The following is a 19,376-nucleotide window of genomic DNA, read 5'->3' on the forward strand; positions in this document are numbered from 1 at the left end:
AATTCTGGCACTGACTGCTCCTACTGTTCCAGCGCTTTGCAGAGGACTCGTGAGTTGTCTGACTCCCGTGCTGGAGGTGGCTGTTGCAGGAGAAACTGCGGTTTGGCTTTGGGTGCCGTCGAATCCACCAAGCAGGATGGCTTGGCCGTAGCTGGCGGACAGGCAGAGCGAAAGCGCCAGGGAGACAATGGGGAGCGCTTGCAAGCGTTGCTTCATAAGAACAGAAAGGTCTTTCGTAGTAATCGATTGTTGGGGGCTCAAAAAAAGCCGCCACATGGAACATGCGGCGGCTTTTTCTGAAGTTGCATTCAAGCTACAATCAGCGGCGGCGGCGTAGGAGAAGCAACGCGCCGATGCCTCCGAGGAGGGCGGCGGACGGCTCGGGAACCGGTACGATGGTGCCGGAAATCGCAATGTTATCTAAAAAACTGTCAGAGCCCCACGCGGGGACTGCTATTCTGAAGGTAGCGGTATCGCCAGCTGCAAGAGTGGTGCTGGAAACATTGGCGAGGTTGACTTCATACCCGACCCATGAGGTGGTCTGAGTCAGAGTGACATTGACTGGGCCCACGGCAGTTAGGTCGCTGGCAGATAGTACAGGTGAAGCGGCAAACGTTCCATTCTGCTGCAAGGATACCGTGATGGTATTACCTCCGTCGGTAGCGGAACCGCGTGCAAGATTGAAATGAAGCTTATCGAGAATCAGATTCTGTGTTCCCGTGTTGCTAATTTCGTAGTTGATCCAACTTGTAATTGTGCCTCCAAGCCGAAAATTCCCCACGTATGGGTTGGCAGTACCCGATGCTGGAGCAACAGTGAATGTCGAAACGCCCCAAAGGGTATTGGTACTGTTAGTTCTGGCGCTCCACTGGAATTCTTTACCGGTATTTTGATCCGTCCAGATCCGTGTGCTGACATTGCCAACTGCGCCAGCGTCTTGCTTGAATCCTTGGCGAAGTTCTCTGACCCCTGTGCTGGAGGAGGTCGTTGCCGGAGAAATGGTGTTTTGCGTCTGCGTCCCGTCAAAGCCTCCGAGCAGGATGGAGGCACCATGCGCGGATCCGACCGTAAGCGCTGCGATCACCAGAAATGTGATGGTTGGGATAGTTTTCATTTTTTGTTTAGGGGTCTGTAGTGTCGTGAGCTGAGCATTGCCGACACCTGTAGGATGTCGTTCCGGCTCAAATCCGTCCAGTCACACGATCGTATGATGGGAAAAGTGCGGGTTTTCGCGCCTGACATGCCGGGGGCTTTGCGGCAGCGTCGAGGGCATGGCGGTGTCGCGGCTGATGGTTCTTACCTGCCTCCTGTTGGGGGGCGCGGGAGAATCGCGGGGAAAGGGTGCGGGCGAGAATCCGTTCACCGAGCGGGTGGCGCGCTTCCTTAGCCCAGAGCTGCGCCGAACGGAGGCGCGGTTGGTGGATTTGGAGGGGGAACTGGGGAGCTTGCCGAAGCTGATCGACCGCCCTTTCGCTTCCCGTTACGGATTCCGCAGCGGGAACCTGGAGAGGGAAGATGAGGAGCAGTGGGCGCAGATCGATCTGGGGAAGAGCATGGAAATCAGCCGCATCGTGGCGGTGCCGGTGAATGTCGCGCTGATCGGGGAGCGGGGGGCGGGTTATGGTTTCCCGAGGCGGTTCAGGATCGAGGTGGCGGACAACCCGGAGATGGGGGGGGCGGTGACGGTAGTGGACAAAACGGCGGCGGACGTGCCGAATCCCGGGGCATACCCTGTGGATTTCCCGATGAAAGGGGTGGAGGGGCGCTACGTGCGATTGACCTCGACACGGCATTTTCCGGTGGATGAGGGATTCATCTGGGCGCTGGAGGAGCTGCTGGTGCTCTCCGGGAACCGGATGGTCTCGGTCGGCGGCAAGGTGTCCGCTTCCAGCAGCCTTGACCTCTTTCCGAACTGGTCGGTGAATCGGCTCAACGACGGATTCAGCTCGCTGGGCATGCCTGTAAGCACACAGGCAAGCCCCACGCGCGGCTATCTCAGTGCGGTGTCGAATTTTCCGGCGGCGGAGAAATGGTTGGCGGTTGATCTGGGGCGGGAGATGCCGATCGATGAGATCCGGCTGCTGCCCGTAGAGTCGGATGACTTCGAGCACCCCGGGTTGCGGTCGTTTCCCAGGGGCTATGTGGTGGAACTGGCGGGCGACGCGGGATTTTCCGAAGTGCCGTGGAGCCTGGCTTTTCCAAATTCCAATCTTGTAGGTCATCCCGGCGGACGCCCGGTGATCCTCCAGTCCGGCGGTGCGCGGGGGCGTTACCTACGTCTGCGGACGACGGGTCTGTGGGGGGAGGGGGATCGGGTGGGTTACGGCTTGGCGGAGCTGCAGGCCTATTCCGGGGACGAGAACGTGGCGCTTGGAAAAGCGGTCACGGCCAGCGACACGTTCGAGGGGACACCCGACGGGGAGTGGTTCCCGGCGGCGGCGGTGGACGGCAACACCAGCCTCCACCGTATCATCGAGATCCCGGAGCACCTGGATCTCATTGCCCGGCGGGGTTCGCTGGAAGGGGAGAAAGTCCAGTTATCCGCAAAGCGGGAGCGGAACATCGCCCGGATTTCCGGTATCCTCGGCTACGGCGCGGGCGGGCTGGTTGTCACGCTGGCATTGGGAACGGCATGGTCGGTGGGAAGGCAGCGCGTCGTGAGGGAAAGGGATCTGAAGCTGCTGCGCGAGCAGATCGCGCGGGATCTCCATGATGACATCGGCAGCAATCTCGGCGGCATCGTCTTGCTGGGCGAGGTGGGTTCGGAATCCAGCACGGATCCGCAGTCGCGCGATGACTTCCGCCTGATCCGCGACGCTGCGGACGAGGCCTCGGCGTCCATGCGGGACATCCTTTGGCTGATCCAGGGCGGTGAGACCGGGCTGGCGGATCTGGTCGCGAAAATGCGGCAATCCGCGGATACGATCCTCGGTGACAAGAAGGTTTCACTGATCGTGGAGCCTGCCGATTTCAGGGATATCCCGCTGAGCCTGCTGTTCCGCCGCCATGTGCTTTTTTCGTTCAAGGAAGCGCTCAACAACATCCGCAAGCATGCCGGGGCTTCGAAAGTCGATATCCGTCTGGCGGTCGATGCACGCCATTTCACGTTCGCCATCCGTGATGATGGCATCGGTTTCGATCCGCTCTCCGCCGCCCATCCCGGCCACGGCCTTCACAATTTCCAGCGGCGCGCGGACAGGCTGGGCGGAACCCATCGCATCGAAAGTGCGCCGGGGTGTGGTTCGGAAGTGACATTCACCGCACCCCTGAAATCATGAACGGCATGAACGCGACAATCAAATCACCGCTCTGCGTCTGGCTGGTGGAGGACAACGCCACCTTCGCCACCGGCGTGCAGCGGGCGGTCAACGGCCTGGACGGCATGGATTGCACGGGAAATTTCCGCTCCGTCGAACTGGCCTTCGCGGCGCTCGACCGCGGCGAAATCCCGGATGTCATCCTGCTTGATGTGCAGCTCCCCGGCATGGACGGCATCAGCGCGCTTTCGGTTCTGAAAACACGCGTGCCCAGGGCGCAAGTGATCATCCTGACGGTGTTCGACGACGCGGATAAGATCTTCCGGGCGGTGTGCGCGGGAGCCTCGGGATACATCCTGAAATCCTCCGGCTCCGGAGCCATCGGCGATGCGATCCGGCAGGTGATGGAAGGCGGCGCGCCGATGACGCCCGGAGTGGCCCGCAAGGTGCTCGACGCCTTCGCCGGGCTGGAGTCGGGGACGATCGGCAACGATTACCACCTCACCGAGCGCGAGTGCGGGATCCTGCGCCTCATGGCGGATGGGTTGGTGAAAAAGGAGATCGCCGGTTCGCTCGGGATCAGCGTCCACACCGTTTCCACCCACATCCAAAGGGTGTATGAAAAGCTCCACGTAACGACCAACACCGGCGCGGTGGCGAAGGCGCTGCGCGAGCGACTGATCTGAGGAGAGCTGGAGCGGAACGGCTCAGATCGTCCCGAACAGCCTGTCCCCCGCATCGCCAAGCCCGGGCAGGATGTAGCCTTTTTCGTTCAGGCAACGGTCGATGGCTGCCGTGTAAATCGGAACCTGTGGGTGGCTGGACTGGAAAGCGGCGATCCCCTCAGGGGCGGCCAGCAGGCAGGCGAAGCGGATGCTTCTCGCACCCGCCTCAAGCAGGGTCGTGACGGCATGCACCGCCGAACCGCCGGTGGCCAGCATCGGATCCAGGAGGATCAGGTCGGACTCGCCGAGCGGCGTGGGGTGCTTGAGGTAGTAGGCCTCGGGCTCGAGGGTTTTCTCGTTCCTTGCCAGCCCGATGTGGGCGACCGCAGCCTGGGGGATGAGATCGAGAAAGCCGTCGAGGAAGCCGAGCCCGGCACGCAGGATGGGGACGAGGATGATGGGGCGTGCCACCTTATCACCCGAGGTCAGCTCAAGCGGGGTCTGGCAGGGCACGAGCGTGCGCCCGAGATCCGCGGTGACGGCCGGAACCATGAGCGAGGCGATGCGGCGCACCCGCTGCCGGAACTCAAAGTTCGGGCAATCCGGCTCCCGGATGCAAGTCAGCTCCGCGGAGATCAGCGGATGGTCGATGTGGTGGATCATTTCAGGGCTTCGAGGCGAGGATTCGTTTCACTTCCGCCTGGGTGACACCGAGGGCGACGGCCACTTCCTTGAAATCGCCGCCGGAGCGGTCGAGAAGGCGGCCGACGATCTGCCGGGAAAGCCAGTCCATGAGCGGCGCGTCTGCGGGGGCGGAATTGATCACCTGGTCGAGACCATGGGCAAGGGCGGAGGTGCGCCCCGGTGCGGACGCCAGCGGAATGTCAGCGGGGAGAAGGATCTGTGAGGAGGCCAGCGCACAGGCGCGGGCCATGGTGTTCTCCAGCTCGCGGACGTTCCCCGGCCAGTGGTGGGCTTGCAGCGATGCCGTCGCCTCGCCGGAAATGCGGATGCGGGCCATCCCGTTTTTCCGGGTGATGCGCTGGAGGAAATACTCGGCGAGCAGCGGGATGTCCTCCGGCCTTTCGCGCAGCGGCGGGATGCGCAGCTCGACCACGTTGAGGCGGTAGAACAGGTCTTCGCGGAAGCGCCCTGCGGAAACCTCCGCGGCAAGGTTCTTATGCGTCGCCGCAACGATGCGCACATCGGTCTTGAGCATGTCGTTCGCGCCGACGCGGGAGAAGCTCCCGTCCTGGAGCACGCGCAGCAGCTTCACCTGGATGGAGAGCGGCATGTCGCCGATCTCGTCGAGGAAAAGCGTGCCGCCATCTGCCTGCTCGAAGCGCCCCTCGCGGCGGGAGATGGCTCCAGTGAAAGAGCCTTTCTCGTGGCCGAAGAGTTCGCTTTCCAGGAGGTTTTCCGGGATTGCCCCGCAGTTGATGGTGATCATCTCGCGCTGCCTGCGCGGGCTGTATTCGTGCACCGCCTTTGCGACAAGCTCCTTGCCGGTGCCGCTTTCCCCCGAAATGAGGACCGGTGCATCCGATCTAGCGACACGCCCGACAAGCTTGAAAACATCCTGCAAGGCGCGGGAAACGCCGATGATCTTCACCCGCCCGTCCATGCTCGGCAGCTCGGCGGAGGGCTTGTCCGCGCTGCGCCTGTCCTCCACGGTCTGCAGGGCGGACTCCACCACCGGCCGCAGCTCGAAGGAAAGCGATTCCTTGCGCAGCACATCGTGCGCCCCTTTCTGCGTGGCCTCGATGATCTGCCCGGTGGTCGGGAATCCGGTGGTCAGGATGACCAGGGTGTCGGGGCTCTGCGCGCGGATGCGGCCGAGCAGGTCCAGCCCGTCGAAGGGCTGGATGGAAACCGCGGAGACCACCACGTTGACATGGGTTTTCTCGATCACCTTGATCGCCTTGCCCGCATCATCGCAGCGGAGGATGCGCAGCCCCTTCGCGGCAAGGTGCTTGGTGGCCCAATCCAGGAAATCCAGATCGGGATCGACAAGCAGCAAGGTTTCTTCGGAGGGGGAATCGGGCATTGCGCGGCTCGGCATGTTCCCGGATGAGGCGGCGTATGGCAAGAGGCAAGATGTGACGGGGAATCCCGCCTCACTCCGCCGCCTGCGCCATCATCCCCTCGGCCAGCGCCCTGAGCTCCTCCACCGGGATCGCGAAGGTCTCACAGCGGTTGGCGCGGGCGATGTTCATGCCGACCAACCGCCCCCGGAGATCCAGCACAGGGCCACCCATGGTGCCGGCGGAGGCGAGGATGTCATGCTGGATGACGCGCGGGAATCCGCTGCGGCGCTTGGAGTAGTCGCCGCTCATCTGGTCGTTACGGCTTTTGTCCGCAAACAGCTCGGCCTTGGCGGATAGCTTCACATCCAGCTCCATCGTTTTCCCGTCCCTCTTCACCGAGAGCTTCACGGCATCCCCCGCTTTCATGTCCTCCAACAGCTTGACGAGATCCTTGAGGGTCTTCGTGGGCTTGCCGTTGACCTTGGAGATCACATCGCCCTTTTTCAGGCCGGCTTCCTCAGCACCGCTGCCTTCGCTGACCGCCTCCACCTCCAGCCTGTCATCCGCCTTGGCCAGCGTGACGCCAAGCGCCGGGCCGCCCGCCGCGGGGATCTCCCTTGCGTTCGCGCTGATGACACCCGCCAGGGCGCGGCGCTTGGTGCGGCTCGTCACACCGTTCACAACCACCCAGGTGCCCAGCGCCAGCTCGCTGTCGGGCGCGTATTCGACGGGGACCAGACCCGACGCCTCCACCTTCAGCAAGGCGACATCCCAGTTCGCATCCGTCATCACCACCTTTGCGGACTTGAAGCTCTCCCTGTCCACCCTGACGGAAAGCCCGGACACGCCCTCCACCTCGCTGGCCTTCGTGAGTATGTGGCCGTTTTCGGATACCACCGTGCCATAAGCGATTTCCTTGCGGCCGGCGTAGATGACGGCGCTGGATTTCTGCAGCACCTCCTGCTGGGGGGCGAAGGCGGCCGTCACCGCCTCACCGGTGGTGCGGTATGCCGTTTCCAGGCTCTGCTGGGAAAACGCCGTGCCGGTGCACGAAAGCACGGCAAGTAGCGCAGCGGCAGCCCTAGCGTTTCCCGAGCCTGAGTTCGATCGTTTCATCTTTTCCATCGCGTGTGATTTCCAGGGTCAGCTTGTCCTCCGCCGCCATTTCCGCAAGCAGCGCCTGCATCCCCTCCCTGGTGGTGAGCTTCTCGCCGTTGAATGTGCGCACAAGGTCGCCCTCCTTCAGCCCGGCCTTCTCCGCGGGGCTTTCCTTCCCGACCTTGGTGATCTCCAGCCCGCCCTCCACATCCTTGGTCGCGATCCCCAGGAAGCCGCTGCCCTTTTTCTCCTGCTTCGCAAAGGGCCCCTCGCCGATGAATTCCGACTCCAGCATCTTGTCCCAGTTATCCAGGAAAACCTTCACCGGCACATGCATGTTCACCGGCAGCTGCGGGCCGACACGCGAGTGGATGCCCACCAGCCGCCCCTCCATGTCGAAGAGCGGGCCTCCGGAGTCCCCGCCGATGAGCGTGCCATCCGTCTGTATCGTCGTGTTCGCAACGCGCACCAGCCGCGCAAGCCTCACCACCACCCCCCTGTCCTTGTCGAAGCCGCCGGAGTGCCCCAGCGAGAAAATCCAATCCCCGAGCTTGGTGTCGTCCGTCCTATTGATCTCCACGAAAGGGAAATCTCCCCCGCCCTCCGGCTTTTCCGTGATCTGGAGCAGCGCCGCATCGGTGTCCGCCACCAATCCAAGCGTCTCGGCCTTGAGCTTTTTCCCGTCCGGCATGATGACCTTCACATCCTTCCCGACGCCGGAGGTCACGTGCGCCGCCGTCATCACCAGCCCGTCCTTGGAGACGATCACCCCGCTGCCGGAGCCGCCGCCGAGATCGATGCAGACCGTCGCGGCCTTCGCGGCCGGCAGGGCCGCCTGCAGCGCCTCTTGGATCGCCATCAGATCGTCCTGCGATTCGGGAGCCTTCTTCGAATTGAGCGGGAAGGCGGAGGCCGGCCCCAGGCCGGCCGCCACCAGGAGGGCGAGTGCTTTCGGAATAACGCTCATGGGGAAAATCACCGTTCGAGGATCTCGACCTCGTAGCCGTCGGGATCGGTCACAAAAGCCATACGGTTGGCTCCTGCGGAAAATTTCTCCCGCCACCCGGAAGGCCAGATCTCGATGCCCACCTTCTCCAGCCCGTCGCAATACGCGATGATGTCCGGCACCCCGAGGGCGGTGTGCATCAGGTCTTCCGGGCAGGTTTCGGTGTAGTCGGCCGACCATGTCAGCTCCAGGAAAACGTCGTTCCCTTCCAGCTCCATGAATGCCAGCCTGTTGCCCTGCGGGGAGTCCTTCTTCTGCGCCAGGCGGTAGCCGAGCTTTTCATAGAACGAAATCGATTCATCGAGGCTCTTCACCCGAATGCGCGTATGCAGGAACTTGATCTTCACCACGCAAAACTACCTGCCATCCGCCGCCCCGCAAGCATCCCTTTTCCCGACATGAACTTCACCGAGATCGACCGCGAGGATTTCCGCCGCCTGCTCATGGAAATCCACGCCACCCACATGCCCTTCGGCATGTTCGGAAAGGAAAAACACCCGCCCAAAGGCGTGCCGATCTACGATCTCCCGGAGGAATACCTGATGTGGTTCAAGCAGCGCGAATTCCCCAAGGGCCGCCTCGGGGAGCTCATGGCCCACGTCTGCGAGATCAAGGAATGCGGCATGGACTCGCTCTTCGATCCCATGCGCAAAGCCAACGGCGGGCGCACCAGGCTTGGGTGAGACGAGGAGCAAGGGGCAGGGCGACGCCCTGGGGGGAAACGGGAGCTGGGAAACAAGGCCCATGTCAGGAAACAGGCTCCAGAGCCCAGCTGCGCAAATCCCGCGCACTTTCCCGGAGGGTATGCGGAGCCGGGAACCGCCGGCCCTGCCATGGTCTCCGCGTGCCTCCCATGCAGCAGAACAAGCGTCCGAACCTCGTCTCCCTCACGACGATCAATCCGGACGGCTCCCACTACGTCCTCCACCCGGCGGACGTAAGCGGGCGTTTCACCTTTTTCCGCAGGATCTTCGGAATCGTCCTCATCGCCGTATATGTGCTCATGCCGTGGATCCCCATCAACGGCGCTCCCGCCCTGTTCTTCGATGTCGAGAACCGCCGCTTCCACATGTTCGGCCTCACCCTCCTGACCCAAGACCTCTGGGTGTTCTTCTTCGCCATCTCCGGGCTGGGCTTCGTCCTCTTCTTCCTCACCGCCCTGCTCGGCCGCCTCTGGTGCGGCTGGGCCTGCCCATACACCGTTTTCCTGGAACACGTTTTCCGCCGCATCGAGCGCCTGATCGATGGCGACGCCACCGCGCGCCGCAAGCTCGACCAAGCTCCCTCCAGCGCACGGAAAACGATACGCCGCGCCGTGAAATACGCGCTCTACCTCATAGCCTCAGCCGCCATCGCCCATGTGTTCATCAGCTACTTCGTCTCACTGCCCCGCCTGTACCAATTCATGCGGGAAGGCCCACTCCAGCACGGAGCGACCTTCACCATCATCTCCGCCCTCACCGCCGCTCTCTACTTCTGCTTCGCATGGTTCCGCGAGCAGTTCTGCATCATCCTCTGCCCCTACGGACGCATCCAATCCGCGCTGACGGATGATGAAACCGTGGTCATCGGCTACGATGCCAAACGCGGCGAACCGCGCGGCAAAGCCACCGATCCCAGCGCCGGCGATTGCATCGACTGCACCCGCTGCGTCCAGGTCTGCCCCACCGGCATCGACATCCGCAACGGCCTCCAGATGGAATGCATCGGCTGCGCGGCGTGCATCGATGCCTGCAACGACATCATGCGGAAACTGAAACGCCCGGAAGGCCTCGTCCGCTACGATTCCACCAAAGGCCTGGAAGGGGAAAAACGCCACATCCTGCGCCCCCGCATCTGGCTCTATGCGGCGATGGGATTGCTCGGCCTCATGGCGCTCGGCTTCACCGCCTTCCACAAGGCCAAGCCGGTCTTCGCCGAGGTCTCGCGGATGCGCGGCGCACCGTTTTTCGTGGATCCCACCGTGGTGCGGAACCACTACCAGCTCCGCCTCCTCAACAAGCGCAACCAGCCCGTCACCTTCACCATCTCGCTTGAAGATGCGCCCGCAGGCTTCACTCTCAGCGGCATCGGCGAGCCTCTGACCCTGGCCGCCCACGCCGAGGCGAGCCGCCCGATAGTCATCATCAACGACCGTGAGCACTACAAAGGCCCGACCGAATTGACCCTCGAGATCGAGGCACAGCCCGGCGATGCCGAGATCTACCAGAAAATCAAATTCCTAGGCCCCAACCCCAACCAAACCAACTGAACATGCAACCGAAAACCATCCGCCCATGGCTCTACGTAACCGGAGCCTTCCTCCTGCTCATCGCCGCGTGGACCAGCCTGATCTTTGTGGCCTTGAAACACGCACCGCAGAGCGTGCCGCTGCAAACTTTAAACTCCAAACCTTAAACTCCAATTTAAGAAAGAACTCCGCCAATCGACCTCTTCTTTGAGGTTTAGGGTTTAAAATTTAAAGCATTGGATCCCGTCCACACCACCATCGGAGCCCTCGTCGCCGGCCTCGTGACCAGCGTGCACTGCGTCGGCATGTGCGGCCCCATCGCGTGCGGGCTTGCGGCGATGCCCTCGTCGGAAACGGAGCGGCTGGCGGCGATGAGCGCCTACCACGGCGCGCGCCTCACGTCCTACGCGGCCATCGGCGCGCTGTGCGGCGCCCTCGGCAGCCAGCCGCTGCAATGGTTCTTCGACTCGCCCGCCGTGCTGCTGCCGTGGGTGCTTGTCGCGGTGATGCTGGTGTTCGGATTCGGCCTGGAAAAGAAGCTTCCGCGCCCTCCCGCGCTGCTGAAGTGGACGGCGAAGATGCGCTTCCGCCTCGGGCGGATGTCGCCGCTGCGCGGAGGGCTGGCGCTCGGTTTCCTGACCCCGCTGCTGCCCTGCGGGCCGCTGTATCTGCTTTTCGGGGCGTCCCTGCTCAGCGGATCGGCGTTGCGCGGCGCGGAGTTCGCGCTCGCTTTCGGCCTCGGCACGGTGCCGCTTCTGTGGCTCGCCCAACAGCAGCTCAAGCATCTCCAGAAGCGCATCAAGCCCGCCACCCTCGTCCGCGTCCAGCGCTCGCTCGCCATCGCCGCCGCCCTCGTCATGGCCTTCCGACTCTGGGGCACCGTCCCCGCCGCCATGGCCGAGGAAAAGCCCGAGGAGCTTCCCTCCTGCTGCCACTAAGGTTTACCCCAAGGCCTGAGGTTTGCGGTTTCTTCCCGGGCGGAAAGCCAACGGATCACTTGGCTCGCGTCAGCATCTTGCCGATGAAGCGGCCGATGGCGGCGCAGCCGAGAGCCAGCAACGGGATCTGGAACAAGTGCTTCTCTTTGAGCACGAACAACAGAATGACACCGATAAGCCCCCCCAGGCCAAAGCCGATGAACCCTCCGATGATGCCGCCCAGCAATTGGCGCGGGTTGAACGTGTTTTCCAGAGTCAGTGCGCGCAGAGGCGCCTCATTTGCCGCGTTCGCAAGCACATCAAGCAGGTCGTTGGCGACGGTCAGCAGGCTTTCGCGTTCCCTTCCCTCGAGGATGGTATCACTTAAACCGGGTGTGATGATCCGGGTTTCCGGCGCACGTATCGCCAGGTATCCGTCCTGCACCTCGATGAATCCGGTGGTGGCAGTGGAGAGGAAGCGCAAGACGCCGGGTTTGCAGATCGAGGCCATGTCCGTGAGGCCGGGAACGAGATGCCCGGCGGATTTGATCGAGGCCTCCATGGCCTCAAAAGCGCCTCCGGCGAAGAGGCTGTAGCTCTTGTTGAACGCATCGACCAGGCGCTGCTCATCCGGCGGGGCGAGCGGGTTCACTTTCAGATCGAGCCCCTTGATTCCCAGGAAATTCATCCCCCCCGTCTCACGGCGCGGCAGGAGGTCGAAATTCGGCAGATTCAGTCCGGTGGTGGGAATCACGACGACCGTATTCCAGACAAAAAAGAAACCGGTGGAATCGCTCTCCTCGAACCTAGCATCGAGAATCTCGAACGGCCTGTTTCGATGGACGCCGAGAACGTGGTCCCGGAAACTTTCCGCCCTTCTGAAGATATCGAGGCTGCGTGCGCCTTCGGAAATCACCCCCTGCGATTCCGCGTGAAACACGTAACCGTTCTCCTGTGCCCACTGGCCGTTTTCATTCTTATGGTCGTTCATGGCTTGGTTTTGCTGATCTCATTCGACAGGCACAGAGCTTGTTGTTCCAGGGCTGTCGCCTTCCGCCTCGACAAAGATTGGCATGGTGCGCTGATCGGCGACGATGTCCGCTTGGATTTGCTTTTTCATCGCTTCCGTAAGTCTCAAGGTTCTTGGCTCGCTGATAAAGACCCCCGCCATGGCGAACCCGTCCAGTTCCCCTTCGCTCACGGATGCGCCCACCCTTTCGGCCACAGTCCCTCCGGCTTCTGCTCGATCCTTGTTAGAAGCACGGGCAATGAAGTAATTCTGCGTCAAATCCTCGTAGTAATCGGTTTTCTTGATGCGTGAACCCACCACGAACACCCGGATCTCGCTTTGCTCCTCCGAAATGCGAAACTCGTATTCAGCGTTCCCGACATCCGGTTTCACCACCAGGGTATCGAGCACTTCGTTGTTGGCGTCGCAGATCACCAGGGTCAGGCCTGTCGGTGCGATGCGCTTCATTTCTTCCGACGAAATCGTTGTGGCCTCGGTGATTGTCCTGCGCTGCTCTTCATTCACCCCCTCCGGGAATTCGATCAATGGCAGGCCGCTTGCCCGCAGCATGGGCAGCAGGGGCGTCAGGTCGGTGACCTTCGTATCGGTGAGATTGAGCCGTTCCAGTGAGGTGCATCCGGCGAGAACCGCGATGTCGGTGACTTGGGTTCCGCTGAGGTCGAGCACCCTGAGCTTTTTCGCGTCCTTGAGAAAGCCGATGTCAGCGACCGGCGTGTAGCTCAGGTTGAGCACCTCCAGATCCGCGAAACCGGCCAGGGCATCCACGTCGCGGAGCGCGATGCCTGCTGCGACATGGACCTCCCTGAGACCTTTGCAGTTGCGGAGGAATTCGAGGCTCGTCACTTCGGTGCAAAGGTTCATGCTGAATTTCTCCAGCGTGGTGAGAGCCGCCAGATCCTTGAGGTTCGCGTCGGTCGCCTGCTCGTTCGCGGTAAGATCCAACTCGCGGAGGTTCTTGAGGTGGAGAAGCGGCTTGTAGTCCTTGAAGGTGTGATCGCTGCCAAAGAGGTTGAGCTTTTCGATGGCGGTGGAGCTCTCGAGGAAATCCAAGGTAGGGAAAGGACTCATGTAGATGCTGAGTTCCTTGAGCTTGGGCAAACCAGCCAGCGCATCGATGTTGATGACGCGTTCGTTGAAGAATTCGAGTTCTTCCAAATCCTTGAGTCCATCGATGGCGGCGATGTCAACCGGCGGGACTTGTGCCTCCTTTTCCTTTTCCGCGATGGCGGCGGCTTTTGCTTCTTGCAGCAGCTTGGCGAATTCCCGGAACTTCTCATCACTCATGCGCCTGAAGACCATGATGAGTTCCCCCATTTCCATGGTGAGCGTGTCGCCCTCGATGGACGCGCTTTGTGGTCCGACTTCGCCATCCGCGAATTCCAGAACGAGGGATTTGCCGGCACCGCCCTGCTGTTGGATGGTGAAAGGAATCGGCGGATTCTCGGCGAGATTTCCCGGTGGCCCGTGAACTGTCATTGCCCCATTGCGGATCTCGAAAGCCGACTTGTGTAAGAAAGCTTCCTCAAGCATATCCAAGTCAAAACCGGCTTTCTTCGAGTGCTCGAGGGTCTTCGCAATGTCGGTCTGCCAATAGCCGGTCAATTGCCCTTCCAGCACTTCGCGCAGGGTGCTGGCGAAGGATTCGGCTTCCGCCAGCCTCCGTGCGGCCAGCCCCTCGGCTTCCACCGCGCGCTTCATGCCGGCGGTGGCGCGCGCCGCCTGCCAAGCGGTGCTGGTGATCCCCGCCAGGAGCAAGGCCAGCATCGCCGCCGCCGTGCCGAGCGCGACTTTGTGACGGCGGGCGAATTTGCCGAAGAGATAGAGGGCGCCGGGAGCGGCGGCTTGGACGGGTTCGTTGGCGAGGTATCGACCGATATCCGCGGCAAACGCGCTGGCGGATTCGTATCGCCGTGAGCGGTCTTTCTCGATCGCCTTCATCACGATCCAATCGAGTTCGCCCTTGAGAGTGCTGGCGGGGACGGGCGACTTGCGCATGGCGGCGGCACCGTCTGGAGTCCGCATCTGGCTGCTGCGGGTGCTGGGGGTTTGCGGTTCCTCTTCGCGGATGATCCTCAGCATCTCGTCGTGTGCCACGGAGAGAAGGGTGTGCTGATCGAAGGGCGGAGCCCCCGCAAGCAGTTCGTAAAGCAGGACTCCGAGGCTGTAGATGTCGGAGCGGGTGTCCACATCGAGCGCGCTCATGGCGGCTTGCTCGGGGCTCATGTAAACCGGCGTGCCGAGAAACTGGCCGAAGCGCGTGAAAAGGGTTTTCTCGACAAGCTTGCTCTGGGTGGCCTTGGCGATGCCGAAGTCGATGATCTTCACCAGCGGCTCATCGCCGGCCAGGGTGACCATTACGTTCGAGGGCTTGAGGTCGCGGTGGATGACCCCTTTCTGGTGGGCGTGCTGTACGGCGGAGCAGACATCGCGGAACAGCTCCAAGCGTTGGCGTAGATCGAGCTGCCGTTGGTCGCAGAAGTCTGTGATGGGAATGCCCTTGACCAACTCCATGGTGAAATAGGGTCGCCCGCTCGATGTGGCGCCGGCTTCGAGCACCTTGGCGATGTTCGGGTGGTTCATCAAGGCAAGCGCCTGGCGCTCGGCCTCGAAGCGGGCGAGCACCTGCTTGGTATCCATCCCGGCCTTGACGACCTTGAGCGCGACCATGCGCTTCACCGGTTCCATCTGCTCGGCCATCCAGACCATGCCGAAACCCCCTTCGCCGATCTGCTGGCGCAGGATGAAATTGCCCACCCGGTCGCCCTCCACTTCGGTGTAAGGTGTTTGAAAACTCGCTGCGAGAAGGGCGGGATTCTCGCTCTCGGAGAAAAAGTCATCGGCCTTCTCGGAGTCGGCCAGCAGGGTCCTGACTTCCGCTTCCAACTCAGGATTCCCGGAGCAGGCTTCGTCGATGAATGAATCGCGGGCGTCGCCTTCCAGATCCAGGGCGCGGATGAAAATGCAGAAGCAGAGTGTGTTTTCTTTTTTCATGGTCACATCATCACATGCGTTGCGTGTTGCAAATAACCGACACGCAAAATGCATGTTTTTCCAACATCATTCATTCGGTTCCTTCAGCTCGCGGTAGAGCCAAAGTTTGGCGAGTTTCCAGTGGCGTTCCACCGTGCGCTCGCTGACATCGAGAAGGGTGGCGATCTCCCCGTTTCCCAACCCTGAGAAGAAACGCAGTTTCACGATCTGGGCATCCATGGGCGATTCCGTTTCTAACCGACCGAGAGCTTCATGTACGTCGAGGAGTCGTTCGTCCTCCATCGGTGCCGCCACCGGCAGCTCGTCGTCAAGGGGAACGGCTTTTTCACCGCCGCCGCGCTTGGCGGCCATCCTCCGACGTGCCGCTTCGACGAGGATCCGGCGCATCGCCTCGGAGGCCGCGGCGTAGAATTGCTTGCGGTCGCGCCATTGGGCGGGTGCGGATTTTTCCAATCTCAGCCAGGCCTCATGGAGCAGTCCGCAAGTGTCGAGCGTGCCGCCCTGGCGTTCGCCCGCCATTTTGGAACGCGCGATCCGGCGCAATTCGGCGTATAACCCGGCGAACACTTCATTGTCGCGGGTCTCGTCGGAATGGTTCAGCCAGCGGGTGTATTCGGTCATGGGTTATTTGATTTCCGCTTCAAAGGTGCCGGAGACGAAGCTCCCGGCCTCGTCAGGCACACGAAGGTGGATCTTGCCGGGGATCTTGTCATCCTTGGCGGTGCCGAATTCCAGCTTCATGGCAAACTTCCCCGTGAAACTATCGTTCTGCGGCACGCGACCTTTCTCCACCATGCGACTCATGTGGATGTGCGCGGTGGTGGAACCCTGATTCGGCTTCACCGTGATGGTTTTCCCGTCCACCTCATTCTGGCCTTCATCGAACAGGAAAATCGTGAATTGCATGTCTCCGAACAAGCCCTCGCCTTGCTGCAATTTCAAGGTGCCCACTCCCGAGTTCAGCGTCGCCTTCTCGACTTTGAACTCCTTGCCATGGACCTTGCCTGCCGCAGGCGTATCGGGGATCGGTTCCGCCGAAATGTCTTCGATCTTCCCGGCTGCCGGGGCATTTTCGCCGCCCTCTGCTTCGGTTCTTTCACCGCCAGCACCACGTTTCGCAAAGTCCTCCTTGCTCATGCGGTTGAAGATCGTCCAGCCACTCTCCGGGTCATTCAGCGCCATCTGTCCTTTGTCGAACCTGACATTCATTTCCTTGCCACCCGCGCTCAGCGTGAGTGAGTTCGCGGCCTCGTCCACCGCGGTGAGCTTGTAGGGGAGGGGTGGAGCGGCTGCAAGTCCCGGAGGGCCGTGGACGAACATTTTGTCCTTCTGGAACTCGACAACCATCGCGCCCATCATGGCCTGCTCCAATTCGTCCATTTCGCGATTCGCTTTTTTGGCCAGCGCGAGGGTTTTTTCCATATCGGGCTTCCAGTAGCCTGGCCGTTGGCTTGCTAGGTCGGCGGCCTGTGCGTGGATGACAGCCGAAACGGCAACGATGAGGGTGATGAGATGTTTCTTCATGACAAACACACACGCGCAGGGCGGGCGGATAAACCGACAATATCCGTGAAAATAATCCGATTGCATCCCCGGCGGCGTCATGTCCGTCACTCTTCCTTCCGGAATTCCTGAAAACAAGACAAGAGACCCGCAAGGCCGGCAGCAAGGGGTGCGCAGGCAAAGAGGCCAAATGCGCTGGGGTTGGGCTTGAAGGGGCGCCAGCCGGGAGGTCAGCATTGCCGCCGATCCTTTCACCTGAATCTTGCCTGTCTGCGAACATTGCGCGACCCCGTTTTCCGCCGCCTCCGCGGTGGATAGGTTCTGCTGCCGCGGCTGCGAGTTCGTCCACGGGATGATCCAGGGCGAAGGGCTGGGGCATTTCTACGATCTCCGTAGTAATTCCACCCTGCGGCCCGTCCGCAGCGTGCCCTTCGAGGCGCGCGATTTCGGCTGGCTCAAGGAGCGGGCGGCGGCCATCGAGGAAAACGTTCCCAAAGGCGAGGCGGCGGAGGGGGATTTCTCGCTGGAGGGGCTGTCGTGCGTGGGCTGCGTGTGGCTGGTGGAAAACGTTTTCCGCCGCCATCACGGCGCGCTGGAAGCCTCCGCCCATCCGGCGACCGGGCTGCTGCGGCTGCGCTGGCTTTCCGGTGAGACGGATCTTACGTCCTTTGCGGACGAGCTAGCCTCCTTCGGCTACACCCTCACGCCGAAGAAGCCCGGCTCCTCCGGCGGCGAGATCCGCCAGCTCGGCGCGAAGCTCGGTCTCTGCGCCGCCTTCGCGATGAACGCGATGGTCTTCACCCTGCCGCGCTACGTCGGCATGCCGGACGACTTCGGTTTCGCGGGCATTTTCCAGCTCATCACGTTCCTCTCCGCCACGCTGGCGATGCTGGTCGGCGGCTCCCATTTCATCAAGCGCGCCTGGCTTTCCACCAAGGCCGGCGTGCCGCACATCGACCTGCCCATCGCCCTGGGCGTCAGCTTCGCTTTCATCGGTTCGCTCATCGGCTGGGCGCTCGGCGTCGAGGGGCTGATGTATTTCGACTTCGTGGCGATGTTCATTTTCCTGATGCTCGGAGGCCGCTACCTCCAGCTCGCGGCGATCGAAAAAAACCGCAACCGCCTTCAGCGCCGCCGCCCCGTGCCGGAAACGATGGCCTCGCCGGATCGCGCGGAGCCCGTCCCGCTCTCCGAACTCGCGCCGGGCATGAGGGTCGAGATTTTGCCCGGACAATCCGTGCCCGTCGCCGCCACGCTCGATTCCGAAGCCGCCGAGTTTTCCCTGGAATGGATCAACGGCGAGGCGGATCCGCACACGTTTTCGGCGGGCCGCACGGTTCCCGCCGGTGCCATCCACCTCGGTTCCGCGCCCGTCATCGTGAAAGCGAGCGAGGCATGGGCGGATTCCCTGTTGGCGCGGCTGACCGGATCGGATCGCGCCGCCGCGCGCGTGCCCGCGCTGGAGAAACTGCTGCGCCACTACCTCGCCGCCATCGTCCTGATCGGCGTGGCGGGCTTTGTTTGGTGGCTGCGGATGGACGGCTTCGCGCCGGCCTTGCAGGTGATGATCTCGGTCTTTGTCGTCTCCTGCCCCTGCGCTCTCGGCGTCGCCCTGCCGCTCGCCGACGAACTGGCGGGCACCCGGATGGAACGCGCCGGGGTCTTCATCCGCGAGCCGCTGATCTGGTCGCGTCTCCGCGCCGTGCGGAAAATCATTTTCGACAAAACCGGCACCCTCACCCTCGAGCGCCCCGTGCTGATGAACCCCGAGGCCGTCGGAAATCTCGATACCGATGCCAAATCCGCCCTTGCCCGCCTGACCGACGGATCACTTCATCCGGTTTCCCGCACCCTGCTCGAAGCCCTCGGCGCAGACGGCCAGCGCTTGCTCCGGTCATTGCCCGCCGCGGAAATCCAGGACACGCCCGGCATGGGTCGATCCTTCGGGAAATGGTCGCTCGGCAGGCCGGGCTGGGCATCCGGCGAAGCGGCAGCAGACGCCCCCCACGACGCGGAACTCTGCCATGGCGGCGAGCCCGTCGCCCGCTTCCGCTTCGAGGAATCCCTGCGCCCGGATGCCATCGCGGCTCTGCGAGTGTTACAAAAAGATCACCGCCTCATCATCCTTTCCGGAGACAGGCCGGAGAAAGTCGCCGCCGCCGCCGCCGCGCTCGGCATCGCACGGGAGGACGCCCATTCCGCCCTCCAGCCCGCCGAAAAGGAAGCCCTCGTCCGCCAGCTCGACGCGCACGACACCCTCTACCTCGGCGACGGCGCGAACGATTCCCTCGCCTTCAACGCCGCCTGGGTTACGGGAACCCCGGTGGTTGACCGCAGCCTGTTGGAAACGAAATCCGACTTCTATTTCCTCGGCCAGAGCCTGCGCTTCCTGCCCGGAATGCTCGCCCTCGCGAAGCATCGCCGCGCCGCCGTCCGCACCGCGTTCGCTTTCGCGCTCGTTTACAACGCCACTGCCATCACCTTCGCCCTGCTCGGCCACATGAACCCGCTCGTCGCCGCCATCATCATGCCGCTGAGTTCCGCGATCTCGCTGGGCATCGTCGCCGCAAGCCTCCGCAAGCCATGAAACGCCGCCCCCGACACAGACCGGAAATCCGTTGCGCAACCCGCAGGTACGTCCTACCCTCCGGC

General features: G+C 62.3%; 17 protein-coding genes. 7 read left to right on the forward strand and 10 right to left on the reverse strand.

Annotated features, from left to right (window positions below; all coding sequences use genetic code 11):
* Positions 1-319: 319 nt before the first annotated feature.
* Positions 320-1,114, reverse strand: coding sequence for a hypothetical protein (locus HZ994_08355; GenBank protein QTN32339.1), 795 nt, complete (start codon positions 1,112-1,114; stop codon positions 320-322).
* 331 nt (positions 1,115-1,445) lie between these two features.
* Between HZ994_08355 and HZ994_08360 the strand changes: the two genes are divergently transcribed.
* Both HZ994_08360 and HZ994_08365 read left to right on the forward strand, forming a co-directional pair.
* Entirely contained in the window at positions 1,446-3,278 is a 1,833-nt protein-coding gene (locus HZ994_08360) for a hypothetical protein (protein QTN32340.1), read from the forward strand.
* A gap of 5 nt (positions 3,279-3,283) precedes the next feature.
* Positions 3,284-3,943, forward strand: a complete 660-nt coding sequence (locus tag HZ994_08365) for a response regulator transcription factor (GenBank protein QTN32341.1) — start codon at positions 3,284-3,286, stop codon at positions 3,941-3,943.
* A 21-nt stretch (positions 3,944-3,964) separates the two neighbouring features.
* On the opposite strand, the gene upp is transcribed toward HZ994_08365, so the two are convergent.
* The 5 genes from upp to HZ994_08390 form a co-directional block, all read right to left on the reverse strand.
* On the reverse strand, positions 3,965-4,585 hold the full coding sequence (gene upp / locus HZ994_08370; protein QTN32342.1) for a uracil phosphoribosyltransferase: 621 nt from the start codon (positions 4,583-4,585) through the stop codon (positions 3,965-3,967).
* A gap of 1 nt (position 4,586) precedes the next feature.
* Positions 4,587-5,969, reverse strand: coding sequence for a sigma-54-dependent Fis family transcriptional regulator (locus HZ994_08375; protein ID QTN32343.1), 1,383 nt, complete (start codon positions 5,967-5,969; stop codon positions 4,587-4,589).
* Between the two features lie 70 nt (positions 5,970-6,039).
* Positions 6,040-7,008, reverse strand: a complete 969-nt coding sequence (locus HZ994_08380) for a PDZ domain-containing protein (GenBank protein ID QTN32344.1) — start codon at positions 7,006-7,008, stop codon at positions 6,040-6,042.
* A gap of 22 nt (positions 7,009-7,030) precedes the next feature.
* Positions 7,031-8,014, reverse strand: coding sequence for a trypsin-like peptidase domain-containing protein (locus HZ994_08385; protein QTN32345.1), 984 nt, complete (start codon positions 8,012-8,014; stop codon positions 7,031-7,033).
* A gap of 8 nt (positions 8,015-8,022) precedes the next feature.
* Positions 8,023-8,394, reverse strand: coding sequence for a VOC family protein (locus HZ994_08390; protein QTN34348.1), 372 nt, complete (start codon positions 8,392-8,394; stop codon positions 8,023-8,025).
* A gap of 57 nt (positions 8,395-8,451) precedes the next feature.
* Here HZ994_08390 and HZ994_08395 point away from each other — a divergent pair, with 57 nt between their 5' ends.
* From HZ994_08395 to HZ994_08410, 4 genes are all read left to right on the forward strand, one after another.
* On the forward strand, positions 8,452-8,736 hold the full coding sequence (locus tag HZ994_08395) for a DUF3820 family protein (GenBank protein QTN32346.1): 285 nt from the start codon (positions 8,452-8,454) through the stop codon (positions 8,734-8,736).
* A gap of 170 nt (positions 8,737-8,906) precedes the next feature.
* Positions 8,907-10,304 carry a cytochrome c oxidase accessory protein CcoG gene (gene ccoG / locus HZ994_08400; protein ID QTN32347.1) on the forward strand — a complete coding sequence of 466 codons (1,398 nt, stop codon included), beginning with the start codon at positions 8,907-8,909 and terminating at the stop codon, positions 10,302-10,304.
* 2 nt (positions 10,305-10,306) lie between these two features.
* Positions 10,307-10,450 (forward strand): hypothetical protein, encoded by a 144-nt coding sequence (locus HZ994_08405; protein ID QTN32348.1) that lies wholly within the window; start codon positions 10,307-10,309, stop codon positions 10,448-10,450.
* Positions 10,451-10,519: 69 nt separating this feature from the next.
* A complete protein-coding gene (locus HZ994_08410) occupies positions 10,520-11,221 on the forward strand; it encodes a sulfite exporter TauE/SafE family protein (protein ID QTN32349.1) in 702 nt (233 codons plus the stop codon).
* Between the two features lie 55 nt (positions 11,222-11,276).
* Here the strand turns inward: HZ994_08410 and HZ994_08415 are convergent, their stop codons facing one another.
* The 4 genes from HZ994_08415 to HZ994_08430 form a co-directional block, all read right to left on the reverse strand.
* On the reverse strand, positions 11,277-12,191 hold the full coding sequence (locus HZ994_08415) for a hypothetical protein (protein QTN32350.1): 915 nt from the start codon (positions 12,189-12,191) through the stop codon (positions 11,277-11,279).
* Positions 12,192-12,209: 18 nt separating this feature from the next.
* On the reverse strand, positions 12,210-15,221 hold the full coding sequence (locus tag HZ994_08420) for a protein kinase (GenBank protein QTN32351.1): 3,012 nt from the start codon (positions 15,219-15,221) through the stop codon (positions 12,210-12,212).
* A gap of 66 nt (positions 15,222-15,287) precedes the next feature.
* On the reverse strand, positions 15,288-15,842 hold the full coding sequence (locus tag HZ994_08425; protein QTN32352.1) for a sigma-70 family RNA polymerase sigma factor: 555 nt from the start codon (positions 15,840-15,842) through the stop codon (positions 15,288-15,290).
* Positions 15,843-15,845: 3 nt separating this feature from the next.
* Positions 15,846-16,979: a hypothetical protein gene (locus HZ994_08430; GenBank protein ID QTN32353.1), complete on the reverse strand. Its 1,134-nt coding sequence runs from the start codon at positions 16,977-16,979 to the stop codon at positions 15,846-15,848.
* A gap of 7 nt (positions 16,980-16,986) precedes the next feature.
* Here HZ994_08430 and HZ994_08435 point away from each other — a divergent pair, with 7 nt between their 5' ends.
* On the forward strand, positions 16,987-19,311 hold the full coding sequence (locus HZ994_08435; GenBank protein QTN32354.1) for a heavy metal translocating P-type ATPase metal-binding domain-containing protein: 2,325 nt from the start codon (positions 16,987-16,989) through the stop codon (positions 19,309-19,311).
* The last annotated feature ends 65 nt before the right edge of the window (positions 19,312-19,376 follow it).

This window comes from Akkermansiaceae bacterium (assembly GCA_017798145.1).
In the GTDB taxonomy this organism is placed as follows: domain Bacteria; phylum Verrucomicrobiota; class Verrucomicrobiia; order Verrucomicrobiales; family Akkermansiaceae; genus Luteolibacter.

What these genes read in the sequence shown, in the direction of transcription:
- HZ994_08420 (QTN32351.1), bottom strand. Translation starts at nt 15,221, where the DNA reads ATGAAAAAAGAAAACACACTCTGCTTCTGCATTTTCATCCGCGCCCTG.
- HZ994_08355 (QTN32339.1), bottom strand. Translation starts at nt 1,114, where the DNA reads ATGAAAACTATCCCAACCATCACATTTCTGGTGATCGCAGCGCTTACG.
- HZ994_08395 (QTN32346.1), top strand. Translation starts at nt 8,452, where the DNA reads ATGAACTTCACCGAGATCGACCGCGAGGATTTCCGCCGCCTGCTCATG.
- HZ994_08365 (QTN32341.1), top strand. Translation starts at nt 3,284, where the DNA reads ATGAACGCGACAATCAAATCACCGCTCTGCGTCTGGCTGGTGGAGGAC.
- HZ994_08425 (QTN32352.1), bottom strand. Translation starts at nt 15,842, where the DNA reads ATGACCGAATACACCCGCTGGCTGAACCATTCCGACGAGACCCGCGAC.
- upp (QTN32342.1), bottom strand. Translation starts at nt 4,585, where the DNA reads ATGATCCACCACATCGACCATCCGCTGATCTCCGCGGAGCTGACTTGC.
- HZ994_08405 (QTN32348.1), top strand. Translation starts at nt 10,307, where the DNA reads ATGCAACCGAAAACCATCCGCCCATGGCTCTACGTAACCGGAGCCTTC.
- ccoG (QTN32347.1), top strand. Translation starts at nt 8,907, where the DNA reads ATGCAGCAGAACAAGCGTCCGAACCTCGTCTCCCTCACGACGATCAAT.
- HZ994_08415 (QTN32350.1), bottom strand. Translation starts at nt 12,191, where the DNA reads ATGAACGACCATAAGAATGAAAACGGCCAGTGGGCACAGGAGAACGGT.
- HZ994_08375 (QTN32343.1), bottom strand. Translation starts at nt 5,969, where the DNA reads ATGCCCGATTCCCCCTCCGAAGAAACCTTGCTGCTTGTCGATCCCGAT.
- HZ994_08385 (QTN32345.1), bottom strand. Translation starts at nt 8,014, where the DNA reads ATGAGCGTTATTCCGAAAGCACTCGCCCTCCTGGTGGCGGCCGGCCTG.